The sequence below is a fragment of the Pseudomonas sp. GL_117 genome (assembly GCF_057835125.1).
On record NZ_CM174418.1, the window covers coordinates 5,676,025 to 5,691,707 of the forward strand.

Below are 15,683 nucleotides of genomic sequence, written 5' to 3' on the forward strand. Positions count from 1 at the left end.
AGTCATTACTCCAAAACCGCGCTCAGCGATAAACCGGGAAATCAGCGCACAGGGCAGACACGTGCTTGGCCACGTTGGCCTCGACGTCGGCGTCGCCGAGGTTGTCGAGGATGTCGCAGATCCAGCCGGCCAGTTCGATGCACTGCGCCACTTTGAAACCACGCGTGGTCACCGCCGGGGTGCCGATGCGCAGGCCCGAGGTCACGAACGGCGACTGCGGGTCATTCGGCACGGCGTTTTTGTTGACGGTGATGTGGGCGCGACCGAGGGCGGCATCCGCCTCTTTGCCGGTGAGGCCCTGACGGATCAGGCTGACCAGGAACAGGTGGTTATCGGTGCCGCCGGACACTACATCGTAGCCGCGTTTGATAAACACGCTGGCCATCGCCTGGGCGTTATCGATCACTTGTTGCTGGTAGGCCTTGAAGCCTGGCTCCAGCGCTTCCTTGAAGCACACGGCCTTGCCGGCGATGACGTGCATCAGCGGGCCGCCCTGGGCGCCGGGGAATACGGCGGCGTTGAGTTTCTTTTCGATCTCTTCGTTGGACTTGGCCAGGATCAAACCACCACGTGGACCGCGCAGGGTCTTGTGGGTGGTGGTGGTGACCACATCGGCGTACGGCAGCGGGTTCGGGTACAGGCCGGCGGCAACCAGGCCGGCGACGTGGGCCATGTCAACGAACAACAGCGCGCCAACCTTGTCGGCGATCTGACGGAAGCGTGGGAAATCCAGAGTCTTGGAGTAGGCAGAGAAACCGGCCACGACCATTTTCGGCTTGTGCTCGACCGCCAGGCGCTCGACTTCGTCGTAGTCGATCAGGCCGGTGTCGGTGTTGATGCCGTATTGCACCGCGTTGTACAGCTTGCCCGAGGACGACACTTTGGCGCCGTGGGTCAAGTGACCGCCGTGGGCCAGGCTCATGCCCAGGATGGTGTCGCCGGCGTTCAGCAGGGCCAGGTACACGGCGCTGTTGGCGGACGAACCGGAGTGTGGCTGCACGTTGGCGTAATCGGCGCCGAACAGCTGCTTGGCGCGTTCGATGGCCAGGGCTTCCACTTTATCCACATGCTCGCAGCCACCGTAGTAACGCTTGCCTGGGTAGCCTTCGGCATATTTGTTGGTGAGGCCGCTGCCTTGAGCTTCCATCACGCGCTTGCTGGTGTAGTTCTCTGACGCGATCAGCTCGATATGATCTTCCTGGCGCTGCTCCTCGGCATTCATCGCCGCCAGCAGTGCATCGTCATATCCCTGGATCTGGTCTTGTTTGCTGAACATCGCGTCTCTCCCAGCCTTTCGTATTGTTGAGGCCCGGTGCAGGGCCCTTTGATGCGATGGTAGGGCTGGCGCCTGTAGATCAAATGCCTACGCACGCCACGCAAAGGTGCGTTTACGACATTCATTGAGCGCCGCAGAAAAAATGTGGGAGCGGGCTTGCTCGCGAATGCGGTGGGCCAGCCAATACATGTGTTGACTGACCCACCGCATTCGCGAGCAAGCCCGCTCCCACAGGGGGTTACGCAATGATTTTGCGGACGATTAACAGCAGCAGAAAATGCAGAGGATAGAGGGTGTAGGCCCAGCGCCGCATCGCCGGCGGCGAGGCGTTTTTGGCATGTCGCAACAAGACCAGACCGGCCAATGGCGCGATCAGGCATGTGGCCAATCCCGACATCGCCATCAGCGTGCCGCTATCGAGCAACACCTGCCATTGATTGGCGGCCACGCAGACCAACCCCGGCAATACGCTGAAATACCAGGCACGGCTAAACACCAGCAGCATCGCCAACGGCAGCAGCACGCCAAAAAATCCGAACATCAGGTACGGGGAAAACACGCCGGCTATCGTGAGGGCAATCAGCGCCAATCCTCGATCAAAAAGCGTCTTCTGCTGCCATCCTCGCGCAACCAGCATTCCCAGCGCCAAGGTCGGCAACACATTCAACGTATCGGCATCCTCGATAAACAACCGGTACGGTACCTCGCTGATCACACTGAACAACAGCAGCCAGCCCAGGTAGCGCACGCTGACCGGGGCCCCTTTCACCCGGTGCAGATTCGCCGCAATCGCCAGGCAAAACCATGGGAACGCCAGGCGCCCCGGCACATACAAACCGTCCAGGCTCAACCCGACATAGCGCAGGTGATCGAGCACCATGCACAGCAGCGCCAGCCACTTGAGCAAGTCCAAAGCGCCATCTCGGACAGGTCCGACAGGCAAGGTGTGAGTGCCGTGCATAATTCCCCAGTGACTTTGCATTTACAGAGCGTGCGCACCCGCGACAATCTTGGTTACAGTGCGCACCAACATCGACCACAGGAATGGGCCATGACTGACAAGAGCCAACAATTCGCCAGCGACAACTATTCCGGCATTTGCCCGGAAGCCTGGGCCGCCATGGAACAAGCCAACCACGGCCATCAACGTGCCTACGGCGATGATGAATGGACCCACCGCGCCGCCGACGGTTTCCGCAACCTGTTCGAAACCGATTGTGAAGTGTTCTTCGCCTTCAACGGCACCGCCGCCAACTCCCTGGCGCTGTCCTCGCTGTGCCAGAGCTACCATAGCGTGATTTGCTCGGAAACCGCCCACGTCGAGACCGACGAATGCGGCGCGCCGGAGTTTTTCTCCAACGGCTCCAAGCTGCTCACCGCCCGTACCGAAAACGGCAAGCTGACCCCGGAATCGATCCGCGAGATCGCCCTCAAGCGCCAGGACATCCACTACCCCAAGCCCCGCGTGGTCACCCTGACCCAGGCCACCGAAGTCGGCAGCGTGTACACCCCGGACGAAATCCGCGCCATCAGCGCCACCTGCAAGGAACTCGGGCTGAACCTGCATATGGACGGCGCACGCTTCTCCAACGCTTGCGCATTCCTGGGCTGCTCGCCGGCCGACCTGACCTGGAAGGCCGGCGTCGACGTGCTGTGCTTTGGCGGCACCAAGAACGGCATGGCCGTGGGTGAAGCGATCCTGTTCTTCAACCACAAGCTGGCCGAAGACTTCGACTACCGCTGCAAACAGGCCGGCCAGTTGGCGTCGAAAATGCGCTTCCTGTCTGCCCCTTGGGTAGGCCTGCTGGAAAACGACGCCTGGCTCAAACACGCACGCCACGCCAACCATTGCGCGCAACTGTTGAGCAGCCTGGTGGCGGATATTCCCGGCGTGGAGCTGATGTTCCCGGTGCAGGCCAACGGCGTGTTCCTGCAACTCTCGGAACCGGCGATTGCGGCGCTGACAGCCAAGGGCTGGCGCTTCTACACCTTCATCGGCAAAGGCGGCGCGCGCTTCATGTGTGCGTGGGACACAGAAGAGGAACGTGTAAGGGAATTGGCCGATGATATTCGGAAAGTGATGGGCGCCTGATCCCGGCGGATACTGGCGCTATGCCGAGTCTGTTATTTGATATTTCTGACAGCAGCACACTGTATTTTCATTGACTAGCCTCTTGGAACCCGCAAGGAAAAGGCCGCTGCAGCGGCCACCTTCCGGGTACAACTGCCTGCCGAATCATCGGCCGGAAATGGAAATCCAGCAGAGAGCCAAACCATGGAATATCAAAGCAACGGTACCACCCTGCAAAGCGACGACGGCGTCAACACCACAGTCATCGACTGGGATGAGTTCAGGAAATCCGCCAGAGTCGGCGACACCATCCGCGAGCCATCAAGGACGTTGAGGATCTACGATAAAGTCTATGAATTGACAGCATCAGGTCAGCACTTCGTCGTGCATATCTACGCCCAGTAACCACTGATGTGGGAGCGGGCTTGTGTGGGAGCGGGCTTGCTCGCGAATACGCAGTATCAGTCACCAGATCAGTGATCTGACACACCGCTTTCGCGAGCAAGCCCGCTCCCACACAAGCCCGCTCCTACTCTGAACTGCGCCCGCTGTCAGAACTCGATGCGCACGTCACCCTTCGGTACGCTGCAGCACGACAGGATGTAACCCTCGGCCTCGTCTTCCTCGGTGATCCCGCCGTTGTGCTCCATCTCCACCTCGCCACCCAGCTTCATCACCTTGCACGTGCCGCAGATCCCCATGCCACAGGCTTTCGGGATCAACAGGCCGAGCTTGGCCGCTGCCGCGTGCACGGTTTCGCCCGGCGCCACGCGGATGCTTTTGCCCGAGGCAATGAACTCCACTTGATGCAGGTCCGCCAGGTCGATCTCCGGCGCATCCGCCGCTTGTTCAGCTTGCTCTACCGCATCGGCACGCGCTTCCGCCGGCGTGGCACCGAAGGATTCCTCGTGATAACGCGCCATATCGAACCCGGCGACTTCCAGCAGGCGTTTCACCGCGTTCATGTACGGCGTCGGGCCGCAGCAGAACACTTCGCGCTCAAGGAAGTCCGGCACCATCAGCTCGAGCATCTTGTGATTGAGGTAGCCGCGATAACCCGCCCATGGTTCGCCCAGGCCATGCTTTTCGCAGATCAGGTGCAGGCTGAAGTTGTCGATCCGCGACGCCATGTGTTCCAGCTCGCGGTGGTAGATGATGTCTTTGGGCGAGCGGGCGCTGTGGATAAACGTCATGTCGACGTTGGCGTTGGTGTCGTAGAACCAGCGCGCCATGGACATTACCGGGGTGATCCCGACACCACCGCTGAGGTACAGCACTTTCGGGCTGGGGAAATCGATGGCGTTGAACAGGCCGACCGGCCCGTGCACCGCCAGCTCCTGGCCTTCGTGCAAGGTATCGTGCAGCCAGTTGGACACCTTGCCGCCCGGCACGCGCTTGATCGTCACCGAGAAGCTGTACGGCACCGACGGCGAGCTGGAAATGGTGTAGGAGCGCATGATCGGCTGGCCTTCGATTTCCAGCTCCAGGGTGACGAACTGCCCCGGCTTGAAAAAGAACAGGATCGGCTGGTCGGCCATGAAGCAGAAGGTGCGCACGTCCCAGGTTTCCTGGATGACTTTGACGCAACGGACAATGTGTCGACCATTGGCCCAGGTCTGGGTGGTTACCGGATTCAGGAAGCTGTTGGACATGCTGATTCTCCACTGCCGATGTTCGGCTTTATGGTGGCGATTCTGCGTAACGTCGCAACCGCCCATTTACCTATCTGCGACATTCACATACTTATCGCGACCAGCCCCCAACTACCTAGGCTTGCGCGTCGGGAACAGATTGGGCCATGTCGCCCATGGATAAGGTTCAACCCATCGGCGGCCCCACACTCGCTCCCAACAACGACGCTTTCTTTACGCCTTGCACTGCACCAACCGTAGCCACTATTCGCCGGCCACACAGAATGGCCATGAGGACACACACGATGGACGTCACCGCAACCTTAAGCTTGGGCGATCCGCTGGAACCCGCACGCAAGGCCACCGCGCAAATGCTGCAAGAGCGCGAGCGCACTTTCTCGCTGCCACAGCCGTTCTACTCTGATGAGCGACTGTTTGATATCGACATGCAGGAAATCTTCCAGAAAGAATGGTTGATCGCCGGCATGACCTGCGAGATCCCCGCCAAGGGCAACTACCTGACCCTGCAAGTGGGCAAGAACCCGATCATCGTGATCCGCGGCGCCGAAGGCGTGGTGCATGCGTTCCACAACGTGTGCCGTCACCGTGGCTCGCGCTTGTGCACCAGCGACAAGGGCAAGGTCGCCAAGCTGGTCTGCCACTACCACCAGTGGACCTACGAGCTGGACGGCCGCCTGCTGTTCGCCGGCACCGAGATGGGTGCCGACTTCGACATGAAGCAGTATGGCTTGAAGCCGGTGAACGTGAAGACCGCTGGCGGCTACATCTTTATCAGCCTGGCCGAGAACCCGCCAGCCATTGATGACTTCCTGTCGACGCTGAACCATTACATGGAACCGTACGACATGGAAAACACCAAGGTGGCGGTGCAAACCACCTTGATGGAGAAGGCCAACTGGAAGCTGGTGCTGGAAAACAACCGCGAGTGCTACCACTGCAACGCGTCGCACCCGGAACTGTTGAAGACCCTGCTGGAATGGGACGACGTCACCGACCCTCGCGCCGACCAGGCCTTCAAGGATCACGTCGCCGCATCGGCCGCCGCCTGGGACGCCGAGAAGATCCCGTACGCCCACGCCAGCTTCGGCCTGCGTAACCGCATCGTGCGCATGCCGCTGCTCAAGGGCACCGTGTCGATGACCCTGGACGGCAAGCAGGGCTGCGCCAAGCTGATGGGCCGCATCAAGAACCCGGACCTGGGCTCGATGCGCATCCTGCACCTGCCGCACTCGTGGAACCACTGCATGGGCGACCACATCATCGTGTTCACCGTGTGGCCGATCAGCGCCCAGGAAACCATGGTCACCACCAAGTGGCTGGTGCACAAAGACGCCGTCGAAGGCGTGGACTACGACGTGGAGCGCATGCGCCAGGTGTGGGACGCCACCAACGACCAGGACCGTCGCCTGGCCGAAGAAAACCAGCGCGGCATCAACTCCACCGCCTACCAACCGGGCCCGTACTCCAAGACCTACGAGTTCGGCGTGGTGAACTTCGTGGATTGGTACAGCGAGCGCATGCTCAACAACCTGGGTGCGGCACCGGCGCCTTACCTCAAGGGCGTGGCCGCACACGAATAAACAAACATGCGGGCTTGATGTGGGAGCGGGCTTGCTCGCGAAGGCGCAGTGTCAGTCACGGATGAAGTTGACTGATACACCGCTTTCGCGGGCAAGCCCGCTCCCACAGTTGATCGGCGCCGCTGGCAGATAGGCTGCCCCTCAACCATGGAATCTCCCACAGTTTGATCCGCACACTGTTCAAAATTTAGCCATACAGCCTACAGGCCGCTAGCAATAGGCCCTCCAGCCTTTGCCCAACAACTTATCCACAAAGCCACCCACAGCAATTGTGGGCAACTGTGTCTTCCAGCCAAAAATAACCGAAGAAAATCCGTGACTTATTCAGTCAGACGGTTTTGAGTACGCGCTGATCATTTTTTGACCATAACTCTACAAGCCACGTAATCCTTGGCATGCAGCAGTACGCAAACACCTTATCCACAGAAGCGCCAACAGACTTTGGGTGTAACTTTGAAAGCGCTGTGGAAAACCACCTTAAAGCTTCATAAATCGAGGCTTCGAGGGAGTTGGGCGCACAATTACCGGAAATTGATCAAAATATGATCACATGCGTGAAGCGCCCTATCCACCTGGCCTGTAGCCGATAGCAAACATCTTATCCACAGAAGCGCCAACAGACTTTGGGGGCAACTCCAGAACCCGCAGGTGCCTTATCCACACGAAAACTGCCTTAAAAACCGTGACTTAGCCTGGTCAGTTTTCATACAAGGGCCTGGAGCCGTTGATTGGCGTGGCCTGTGGACAAGCACCAACACCTTATCCACAGCTACGCTCACAGCGATTGTGGGTAACCCGCGCAACTGTACAAAAAACATACGGCATCTACACTGACTGTTGCATCCAACTTCACAAGCCTGGGTTAACGCGGACGTCCTTGGCGCAACAACAGGAGAGACCACGGTGATCTGGCAGGGTCAAACCAGCCATCACTGCGCCAAAGGTTTTACGCTGATTGAGTTACTACTGACGCTGGCCCTGCTGGCCACGCTTGCGACAGTGGCATATCCGCTGACAGCACTGATGGGAAAACGTGATCGTGAACTCGACTTGCAGCGCTCGTTGCGGGAGATCCGGCGCGCCATCGATTCCTACAAGGAAGCCAGCGACGACGGACGCATTGAAAAGAGCGTCACCGACAGCGGCTACCCGCCCACCTTGCACGCACTGGTGGAAGGCGTGACGGACAAAACCAACCTGCAAGGCCAAAAACTCTATTTCCTGCGGCGCATTCCTCGCGATCCAGTCTGCGAGTGTCCGGAACTTGCGCCTGAAAAAACCTGGCAGCTGCGCAGTTACAAGAGCAGCGCCGACAGCCCGCAAGAGGGGGAAGATGTCTTCGACGTTTCATCGCGCAGCACTCGGGAGAGTTTGAATGGAACGCCCTACAACACCTGGTAATCGGGGTTTTACCCTGATCGAGTTGCTGGTGGTCATGGCCATCATCGCGACCCTCATGACCCTCGTGACCCCCCAGTATTTCCGCCAGCACGCCAAGGCCCAGGAAACCGTGCTGCGCCACAACCTGTCGTCGATCCGCCAGGCCCTGGACCAATACCGCGAAGACCACGGCGCCAACCCCGACAGCCTGCAAGCCTTGGTGGATAAGCGCTACTTGCGTGAGATCCCCCGGGACCCGGTGACCGGCAGCCGCGACACCTGGCAACTGCAACCCTCCGACGAACAAGGCCTGGGCGACGTGCGCAGCGGCGCACCCGGCACTGCCAGCGACGGGAGCGCCTATGCCGACTGGTAAACCACGCCAACACGGCTCGGTGTTCATGGGCATGTTGGTGACGGTGGCCGTGGTGGCCGTCATGTTGATGCAGGTGGGCACGCTGTGGTCCAGCGTGTTGCAGCGCGAGCGTGAGTTGGAATTGCTCGCGCGGGGCAACGAGATTCGTCGGGCGATCGGCCTGTATTACCGCGAGGGCAACACCTTTCCCAAGGCCCTCGAAGACTTGGTCCAGGACCGCCGCCAACCCACCGTCAAACGCTACCTGCGCAAGCTCTACAACGACCCCCTGAGCGGCACCACAGACTGGGGCGTAGTCGCCGGGCCGGGTGACACCATCATGGGCGTATTCAGCAAAGCCCACGGCACACCGTTCAAGCAAGGCAACTTTGCAGTGATCAATCAGAGTTTTACAGGGCAAGGCAGTTATCAAGGGTGGGTGTTTCTGTATGGCTCTGTACAGAGTAGCCCTCCAACCCGCACCGCTCCCATGGGAGATCAGCTGAACCGATGACGTGAATGCATTTACACAACTGGTCGTTCCAGCAGTTCGGAACTTGTTTATCTGAATTGAAGGTGGAATAGAGCATGAACAACTTACAGAGGTATACGCAGTATTTGATCAAGTGGGTGTTGGCTGCGGCCTTGCTGGTGCCCGCCTTGGGATGGGCACATGGGGCAGTAGACACTCCGATTGCCAGGCAAGTGAAGTGTCAGAAAGACGGAGGCTATTGGGCCTCGCAAGACGGGTCGTCGATCAAAGACAAAGGCTGTAGAGGAGCCGCCTTAGTCTTTTCCACTCCCGCCGAATGGGCGTATCAATTTCAACAATGGAACGAAGTCGCCCACTTGATTGCGGCACCCGGCTATAACGATCCAGCCATCGTCGAGCAGCAGGTTCCAGACGGTAAATTGTGTTCGGCTGGCGATGATAAGAAAGCGGGGTTGAACCGGGTATCGGCGGACTGGTTCCGAACCGATGTGACACCGGTCAATGGCATGATGACGGTCCGAATCATCGGGACCGCGCCACACGTGCCCAGCTTTGCAAAGGTGTTCCTCACTAAACCTGGCTTTGACCCGACCAAATCGCCCTTGACCTGGAGGGACCTGGTTCTTATCCACACCGAGCAACTGACCGTCGCGAAAACCAACTGGGGTAATTCTCCGCCCGCTATCCCAGGCGCCTCTGGATATTTCGAGTTCTTGGTCCCTGTACCTTCAGGACAAAGTGGCAATGCCACCCTATTCGTACAGTGGCAGCGTATTGACCCGGCAGGCGAGGGTTTCTATAACTGCAGCGACATCAATATTGTCAATGCGGTGACTCCAGGGCAATGGTTCGATATGGGGCAGTTCATAGATGCCATCATGGGTGGGCTAAAACCGGATGATGCCGTTCACTTCCGTATTCTGGACAACACACCCGCAGCCAAAGAGATCGTTGACATTACCCTGCCCATTACTGGAAGTAATCTGGACCCAAAAGTCTGGGGGCAACAGCTGGCTAATAAAATAAATCCAGCCATCGCAAAAGTAGGGGAAAAACAAAACGGCAATATTGTATTTAATACTGCTGACCCCAGCGCCAACTCCGTTTACGCCACCGTGCAAGGGTATGCACAGGCGATGGCAATCATCCCGGGAGGAGGTCAAAACCCTGTCAACCCTACCGCTCCGATCGCGCGGATTTCCGGCCCCACTACCCTCCAGTCCGGCAAGCCGTTTACCTTCAGCGCCAGCCAGTCGGTTGGATACAACGGTCGATTGAAATACAACTGGGCCTTCATCGGTATGACTGCACCGTACGACCAAGTCACGTTGAACGGTGTGACCGTAGGCGTCCCTCAGACAACGGTGCACAAGGTGCGTTTGAACGTACTGGACGCTCAGAACAATAAAACAGCCCAGGCTGAACAGGACGTTACCATTACGCCAGCAACCGGCGGACAACAGCCCGACGGTCCGTATGTACCAAGCGGATCGCATGAAGCCGGTAAAATCTACTCCCATAATGGAGAGAACTATAAGTGCCTGCAAAAACCATGGTGCGACGGCTCGCCTCTCTACTATGAACCCGGTAAAGGGCTCGCGTGGAGCCAAGCGTGGGAGAAACAATAACGACCAGAGGTGAACACGGGTAAAACAACGCCGTACACAATGTACGGCGTTGTTTGAAACGTTATTCAATAATTCACTATTTCTGAGTGCTAAACGTTATATGTGCCTCGCTCATACTGCATATCAAGTAACGCTATATTTCACCTATCACTTGGAATTATGTCTCCAACAACAGATGTTCATTTCTTAACTGACGCAGTCCTACCGGCGGTGCCCGCTTCAAAAACGCGGGCCGGAAGAGTTACACACAACCGTCGGGTATCGCCATGCGCACACGCACGCTTATCCACAGCCCCCAACACGGCTTCACCCTGCTGGAGCTGCTCGTCGTCCTGCTGATCATCGCGCTCCTCGCCGGCTACGTTGGTCCCAAAATGTTCGACCGGCTCGAGCTGGCCAAAGTCCAAACCGCCCAGGGCCAGATGAAGTCCATCGCGGATGCCTTGAACCAGTACCGCCTGGACAACGGCAACTACCCCGACGAAACCCTCGGCCTCAACGCCCTCACTACCCGCCCCGCCAACGCAGCGAACTGGCAGGGGCCGTATCTGAAAACGCTGCCGCCAGACCCCTGGGGCAACCCGTACATTTTCAAGAACCCCGGCACCCCGCCCAACGATGCCGAGATCATCTCGCTGGGCCGCGATGGCAAGGCCGGCGGTGTAAACACCTACGCCGACATCGTCTACGGACTCTGACATGCACACGCTGCGGATCGCCCTGACCTTGCTGTGCCTCGTGGGCACCGCCCAGGCCGACTGCTGGCAGTTGGCGGCCAGCCGTTATCACGTCGATCCGCTGTTGCTGTACGCCATCGCCAAGGTCGAATCCAACCTCAACCCCAACGCACGCAATCTCAACGGTGACGGCAGCCAGGACCTGGGCCTGATGCAGATCAACAGCCGCCACTTGCCCGCCCTCGCCCGCTTTGGCATCACCGAACAGCAATTGATCAGCCAGCCCTGTACCAGCGTGATGGTCGGCGCGTGGATCCTCGCCGGGTTTATTCAACAGACGGGTTATGGCTGGCAGGCCGTCGGCGCGTATAACGCGGGCGCCCGGCCGGATCGTGCGACGCGGCGCTCAAGCTATGCACTGGCGGTATGGCGCTACTACGGCGTATTGCGGCAACAACGCGAGCAGTTGGCGAGGCAGACGCCATGATCGACATCGACGCGCGCATCATCCGTGACGGTCATTTGCAGACCCTGCGCCTGCAAGCCCGCGACCTCGCCCAGGCACGCCAGCAACTGCAAGCCGATGGCGCCCAGGTGGTGTCGCTGAAGACACGCCGCCAACTCAAGCTGCCCAGCCGCCGCGCCAAGTTCGCCCTGGGCCTGTTTATCCAGGAACTGGTGGTGCTGCTGGATGCCGGGCTGGTGCTGGTGGAGGCCGTGGAAACCCTGCGGGACAAGGCGCCGGCGGGGATCAACCGGCACGTCATGAGCGACTTGCTGGCCTCGATGTACGAGGGCAACTCACTGTCCAAGGCCATGCAGCTCAAGCCACAGACCTTTCCCGAGTTGTTGATCGCCACCGTGGCGTCCTCCGAACACAGCGGCCAACTGGCGGTGGCCCTGCGCCGTTATCACCACTTCGAGGCACACCTGGAGAGCGTGAAAAAACGCGTCAGCGGTGCGCTGATGTATCCCTTGGTGGTGCTCAGCGTCGGCGCGCTGATCCTGTTGTTCCTGCTGTTTTTCGTGATCCCGCGGTTCGCCTCGGTGTTCGACTCGGTCAGCGACCTGCCCGCCACCGCACGTTTCATGGTGTGGTGGGGCGCGCTGGTGGAGACCCGTGGCCGCGAATTGTTGAGCGCCGTGGTGCTGGCGACTGTCGGCCTGGTGCTGCTGTTGCGCAGCGCCGCGTTCAAGCGTCGCGCCGCCGACCTGTTCTGGAAGATTCCCAGCCTCGGCGCCCAGCGCACGCTGTTTGTCCTTGCGCGTTTCTACCGCACCGCCGGCATGTTGCTGATGGGCGGGATGCCGGTGGTCACGGCGGTGCACATGTCCGGCGCACTACTGCCCGCCGAGCGTCAGGGCGCGCTGCGCCAGGCCATGACCGACATCCAGGCCGGGCAGCCGCTGTCCACGTCCCTGGCCCGCCATCAACTGACCACCGCCGTCGCCGAACGCCTGTTGCGGGTCGGTGAACAGAGCGGTGAACTGGCGGCGATGTGCGAGCGCATCGCGCAATTTCACGATGAAGCGCTGGAGCGCGCCATCGAACTCTTCAGCAAAGTTTTCGAGCCTCTGTTGATGCTGGTGGTGGGCGGCTTGATCGGCCTGATCGTGTTCATGTTGTACATGCCGATCTTCGAACTGGCAGGTTCCATTCAGGGGTAGCGCCATGAGCGAACAGACACGGCAATGGCAAGCATTGGCGCAACAACGCTCGATGTCCTTGGCCAACTACCTGCTGGAAGTGCTGGACAAGGCACCCGATCAACTCGCAACCATCGCCACCCCCCTGGGCCTGACGCCGATCAAACCCAAGCACCTGACGGAAAGCCATTGGCGTTTCGACCTGCTGCCACTGCCCCAATCGCTGATGCACAACGTGCTGCCCCTGGACTACCAGGGCCACCCCTGCCTGGTGCTCGGCGACCCGTTCACCCTGGCCAATCGGCACTGGATCCAGTCCACCCCCAACCTGCATTCACTGCCCCTGGCGATGAGCCTGCCGGGCGCGGTCAAGGCCCAGTTGGCGCTCGCCGAAACCAGCCAGCGCGTGATGCAGCCGTTTGGCGAGGACAATGAAGACGCCCGCGTCGGCCAGGCCGCCCAGGAAATCTCCCTGAGCAGCATTGCCCGCGACGACAACCCCGTGGTGCGCCTGATCAACTCCATGTTGTTTGATGCGCTGCAAAGCCGCGCCAGCGACATCCACCTGGAGACCAACCCCGAAGGCCTGGACATCAAATACCGCATCGACGGTGTGCTGCAAGCGATGGGCAAGGCCAACGGCCTGGACATGGCCGAGCAGGCGCTGTCGCGGATCAAGGTCCTGTCGGAGCTGGACATCGGCGAGCGCCGGGTGCCCCAGGACGGGCGATTCAAGATGAAGATCCAAGGCCGTGAGGTGGATTTTCGTGCGTCGATCATGCCCAGCATCCATGGCGAAGGCGCGGTGCTGCGGATTCTCGACAAGTCCCAGCGCGGTGAATCCCTGAGCCTGGAAAGCCTCGGCCTCGCCGCCGACACCATCGCCCGCATCCGCCTGCTGGCCAGCGAGCCCTACGGCATGCTGCTGGTGACCGGGCCCACCGGCAGCGGCAAATCCACCACGCTGTACGCGACCCTGTCGGAGATCAACACCGGCGAGAAAAAAATCATCACCATCGAAGATCCGGTGGAATACGAACTACCCGGTGTGCTGCAGATTCCAGTGAATGACAAAAAGGGGCTGACCTTCGCCCGTGGTCTGCGCTCTATCCTGCGCCATGACCCCGACACCATTCTGGTCGGGGAAATCCGCGATAGTGAAACCGCCGGCATCGCGGTGCAAGCCGCACTCACCGGGCATCTGGTGATGTCCTCGGTGCACGCCAACAGCGCGTTCAGCGTGCTTGAACGCTTTACCTACATGGACGTGGACCCAGCCAGCTTCGTCGAAGCCCTCAACGGTGTGGTCGCGCAGCGTCTGGTGCGGCGGGTGTGTCCGGATTGTGCGGTGAATGCCGAACCCGACGCCGACAGCGCCCGCCTCGTCCAGCTTGCCGATGACCAACTCAAACACGGCCACTACCGCGCGGGCAAAGGCTGCGACGCCTGTCGTCACACGGGTTATCGCGGACGGCTCGCCCTGGCGGAAGTGCTCACGCTGAACGACAGCATCAAGGAGGGCCTGCTCAACCGCAGCTCGGCAGCCACCTTGCGCGAGCTGGCGCGTGAGACCGGCCATGTGTTCATGCGCGACATCGGCCTGGCCCATGCCGCCCAGGGCCACACCACGATCAAGGAGATCCTCCGTGTCCTTCCCTTTCATTGAGCACGTGGTATGGCTGCACAGCAGCGGCGCCGTCTGGGCTGCGCGCCCGCGCTGGCGCGGTGCAACGGTATGGCGCGCGGAACAGGCCGGCGAACCCTTGGCCGCCTGCGCCGAACTGCTCGCACAGGCGCCGCGCGGTCGCGTGCGCTTTCTGGACCGGGCCAGCGTGCTGCTGGGGTTTCCCCACGTGCATTACCTGATGCTGCCGTGGCAAGCCGACCTGCATCGCCACACTGACTGGCAGGGCTTCGCCGAAGCCACGTTCAGCCAACAGGCCGGTATCGACAGCGAACACTGGCAGGTCCAGGTCGCCAACAGTAGCTTCGGCCGCGATCGCCTGGCGGTGGCCCTGCCACGGGACCTGCTGCAAGACATCCGCGAGCTGTTCAAGCTGGCGCACCTGCCCCTGGTGAGTTGCACACCGCTGCTCACGGCCGTGGCCCAGCGTTACTGGCGATACCTGCCCGAAGACTGCGTGCTGGCCGTCCCCGAATCCAGCGGCCTCAGTTGCCTGTATCGACACAGCGGTGCGCCGTCCCAGGTGTGCGTGCTGCCCACCCGCCCCGACAGTCACTTGAGCGACAACCTGTTCACCGCTGACCTGCTGGCACAGCAACAGGCGACGACCACGCTGATCGTCGCCAATCGCCCTGTCTCGCCCTGGCTGGGGCCCTTGCATCCGTGGCTGGAGGAATCGTCCACATGAAATCCCGGCTCGCCAGCGCCTGGCACACCCTGCGCACGCCCCAGGCGCCAGCGGTGGACTTGCAACGCCCCGACGGCGTCCATCGGCCGCTGGTCGCCGTGCTGTGGCTGCTCACGCTGGGAGTGCTGCTCAACACCTGGTTGCACTGGCAGCGCATGGACCAGCAGCAACGCCAGACCGATGCACGGGAGCAGCAGTTCATCGAGCTGACGCGACGCCAGGAGCAATTGATCCAGGCTGCGAGTCGTCTGTCGCCCCGGCAGAAACAACAGCTGGCAGCGTTATCCAAGCAAGCGGCGACACCCTTCGCGCTGATCGACGCTGTGGCGCAAGCCTGGTCCGCCGACGTGGCCCTGACCCGGGTCGAGGTCAACACCCAGACCCAGCTGTTGCACATGGAGCTGGAGGCCAGGCGGCTGGGCGATGCGTTCCGATTTGTCGAACGGCTCAAGGCCCAGCCGCGGCTGCACGTGAACCTGCAACAAAGCACCCTCAAGACCAATGACCCGCAACACCCGGTGCAGGTCAAGATCGCCGTGGGCGCGGGGTAAT

Annotated in this window: 16 protein-coding genes; 13 read left to right on the forward strand and 3 right to left on the reverse strand. The window is 60.4% G+C overall.

Features of this window, described 5'->3' with window-relative positions; translation table 11 throughout:
- Window positions 1–22 precede the first annotated feature (22 nt).
- Both glyA and AC3ISR_RS25995 read right to left on the reverse strand, forming a co-directional pair.
- On the reverse strand, window positions 23–1,276 hold the full coding sequence (gene glyA / locus AC3ISR_RS25990) for a serine hydroxymethyltransferase (protein ID WP_192299863.1): 1,254 nt from the start codon (window positions 1,274–1,276) through the stop codon (window positions 23–25).
- A gap of 238 nt (window positions 1,277–1,514) precedes the next feature.
- Entirely contained in the window at window positions 1,515–2,237 is a 723-nt protein-coding gene (locus tag AC3ISR_RS25995) for a TraX family protein (protein ID WP_192299864.1), read from the reverse strand.
- A gap of 90 nt (window positions 2,238–2,327) precedes the next feature.
- Between AC3ISR_RS25995 and AC3ISR_RS26000 the strand changes: the two genes are divergently transcribed.
- Both AC3ISR_RS26000 and AC3ISR_RS26005 read left to right on the forward strand, forming a co-directional pair.
- Window positions 2,328–3,368, forward strand: coding sequence for a threonine aldolase family protein (locus AC3ISR_RS26000; protein ID WP_463984154.1), 1,041 nt, complete (start codon window positions 2,328–2,330; stop codon window positions 3,366–3,368).
- 183 nt (window positions 3,369–3,551) lie between these two features.
- Window positions 3,552–3,752, forward strand: a complete 201-nt coding sequence (locus AC3ISR_RS26005) for a hypothetical protein (RefSeq protein WP_463984153.1) — start codon at window positions 3,552–3,554, stop codon at window positions 3,750–3,752.
- A gap of 146 nt (window positions 3,753–3,898) precedes the next feature.
- Here AC3ISR_RS26005 and gbcB read toward each other — a convergent pair whose 3' ends face one another.
- The gene (gbcB, locus tag AC3ISR_RS26010) at window positions 3,899–4,999 is read right to left on the reverse strand and encodes a glycine-betaine demethylase subunit GbcB (protein ID WP_192299867.1); all 1,101 of its coding nucleotides are present in this window, start codon (window positions 4,997–4,999) and stop codon (window positions 3,899–3,901) included.
- A gap of 284 nt (window positions 5,000–5,283) precedes the next feature.
- Between gbcB and gbcA the strand changes: the two genes are divergently transcribed.
- The 11 genes from gbcA to AC3ISR_RS26065 all read left to right on the forward strand — a co-directional run bounded on the left by gbcA (window position 5,284) and on the right by AC3ISR_RS26065 (window position 15,682).
- A complete protein-coding gene (gbcA, locus tag AC3ISR_RS26015) occupies window positions 5,284–6,579 on the forward strand; it encodes a glycine-betaine demethylase subunit GbcA (protein WP_192299868.1) in 1,296 nt (431 codons plus the stop codon).
- 906 nt (window positions 6,580–7,485) lie between these two features.
- Window positions 7,486–7,980 (forward strand): prepilin-type N-terminal cleavage/methylation domain-containing protein, encoded by a 495-nt coding sequence (locus AC3ISR_RS26020; protein WP_226454819.1) that lies wholly within the window; start codon window positions 7,486–7,488, stop codon window positions 7,978–7,980.
- Window positions 7,955–8,335 (forward strand): type II secretion system protein, encoded by a 381-nt coding sequence (locus AC3ISR_RS26025; RefSeq protein WP_192299869.1) that lies wholly within the window; start codon window positions 7,955–7,957, stop codon window positions 8,333–8,335. Before AC3ISR_RS26020 ends, AC3ISR_RS26025 begins: the two co-directional genes overlap by 26 nt.
- The gene (locus tag AC3ISR_RS26030) at window positions 8,322–8,828 is read left to right on the forward strand and encodes a pilus assembly FimT family protein (protein WP_463984152.1); all 507 of its coding nucleotides are present in this window, start codon (window positions 8,322–8,324) and stop codon (window positions 8,826–8,828) included. Before AC3ISR_RS26025 ends, AC3ISR_RS26030 begins: the two co-directional genes overlap by 14 nt.
- 74 nt (window positions 8,829–8,902) lie before the next feature.
- Complete coding sequence (locus AC3ISR_RS26035) at window positions 8,903–10,435, forward strand: lytic polysaccharide monooxygenase (RefSeq protein ID WP_463984151.1); 1,533 nt, start codon at window positions 8,903–8,905, stop codon at window positions 10,433–10,435.
- Window positions 10,436–10,701: 266 nt separating this feature from the next.
- The gene (gspG, locus tag AC3ISR_RS26040; protein WP_192299872.1) at window positions 10,702–11,133 is read left to right on the forward strand and encodes a type II secretion system major pseudopilin GspG; all 432 of its coding nucleotides are present in this window, start codon (window positions 10,702–10,704) and stop codon (window positions 11,131–11,133) included.
- A 1-nt stretch (window position 11,134) separates the two neighbouring features.
- A complete protein-coding gene (locus AC3ISR_RS26045) occupies window positions 11,135–11,599 on the forward strand; it encodes a transglycosylase SLT domain-containing protein (RefSeq protein ID WP_463984150.1) in 465 nt (154 codons plus the stop codon).
- Complete coding sequence (locus tag AC3ISR_RS26050; RefSeq protein WP_463984149.1) at window positions 11,596–12,780, forward strand: type II secretion system F family protein; 1,185 nt, start codon at window positions 11,596–11,598, stop codon at window positions 12,778–12,780. Before AC3ISR_RS26045 ends, AC3ISR_RS26050 begins: the two co-directional genes overlap by 4 nt.
- A 4-nt stretch (window positions 12,781–12,784) precedes the next feature.
- Window positions 12,785–14,425 carry a GspE/PulE family protein gene (locus AC3ISR_RS26055; protein ID WP_192299875.1) on the forward strand — a complete coding sequence of 547 codons (1,641 nt, stop codon included), beginning with the start codon at window positions 12,785–12,787 and terminating at the stop codon, window positions 14,423–14,425.
- On the forward strand, window positions 14,406–15,131 hold the full coding sequence (locus tag AC3ISR_RS26060; RefSeq protein ID WP_318652606.1) for a hypothetical protein: 726 nt from the start codon (window positions 14,406–14,408) through the stop codon (window positions 15,129–15,131). The genes AC3ISR_RS26055 and AC3ISR_RS26060 overlap by 20 nt, the downstream gene beginning before the upstream one ends.
- Window positions 15,128–15,682 carry a hypothetical protein gene (locus AC3ISR_RS26065; RefSeq protein WP_192299876.1) on the forward strand — a complete coding sequence of 185 codons (555 nt, stop codon included), beginning with the start codon at window positions 15,128–15,130 and terminating at the stop codon, window positions 15,680–15,682. Before AC3ISR_RS26060 ends, AC3ISR_RS26065 begins: the two co-directional genes overlap by 4 nt.
- Window position 15,683 lies beyond the last annotated feature (1 nt).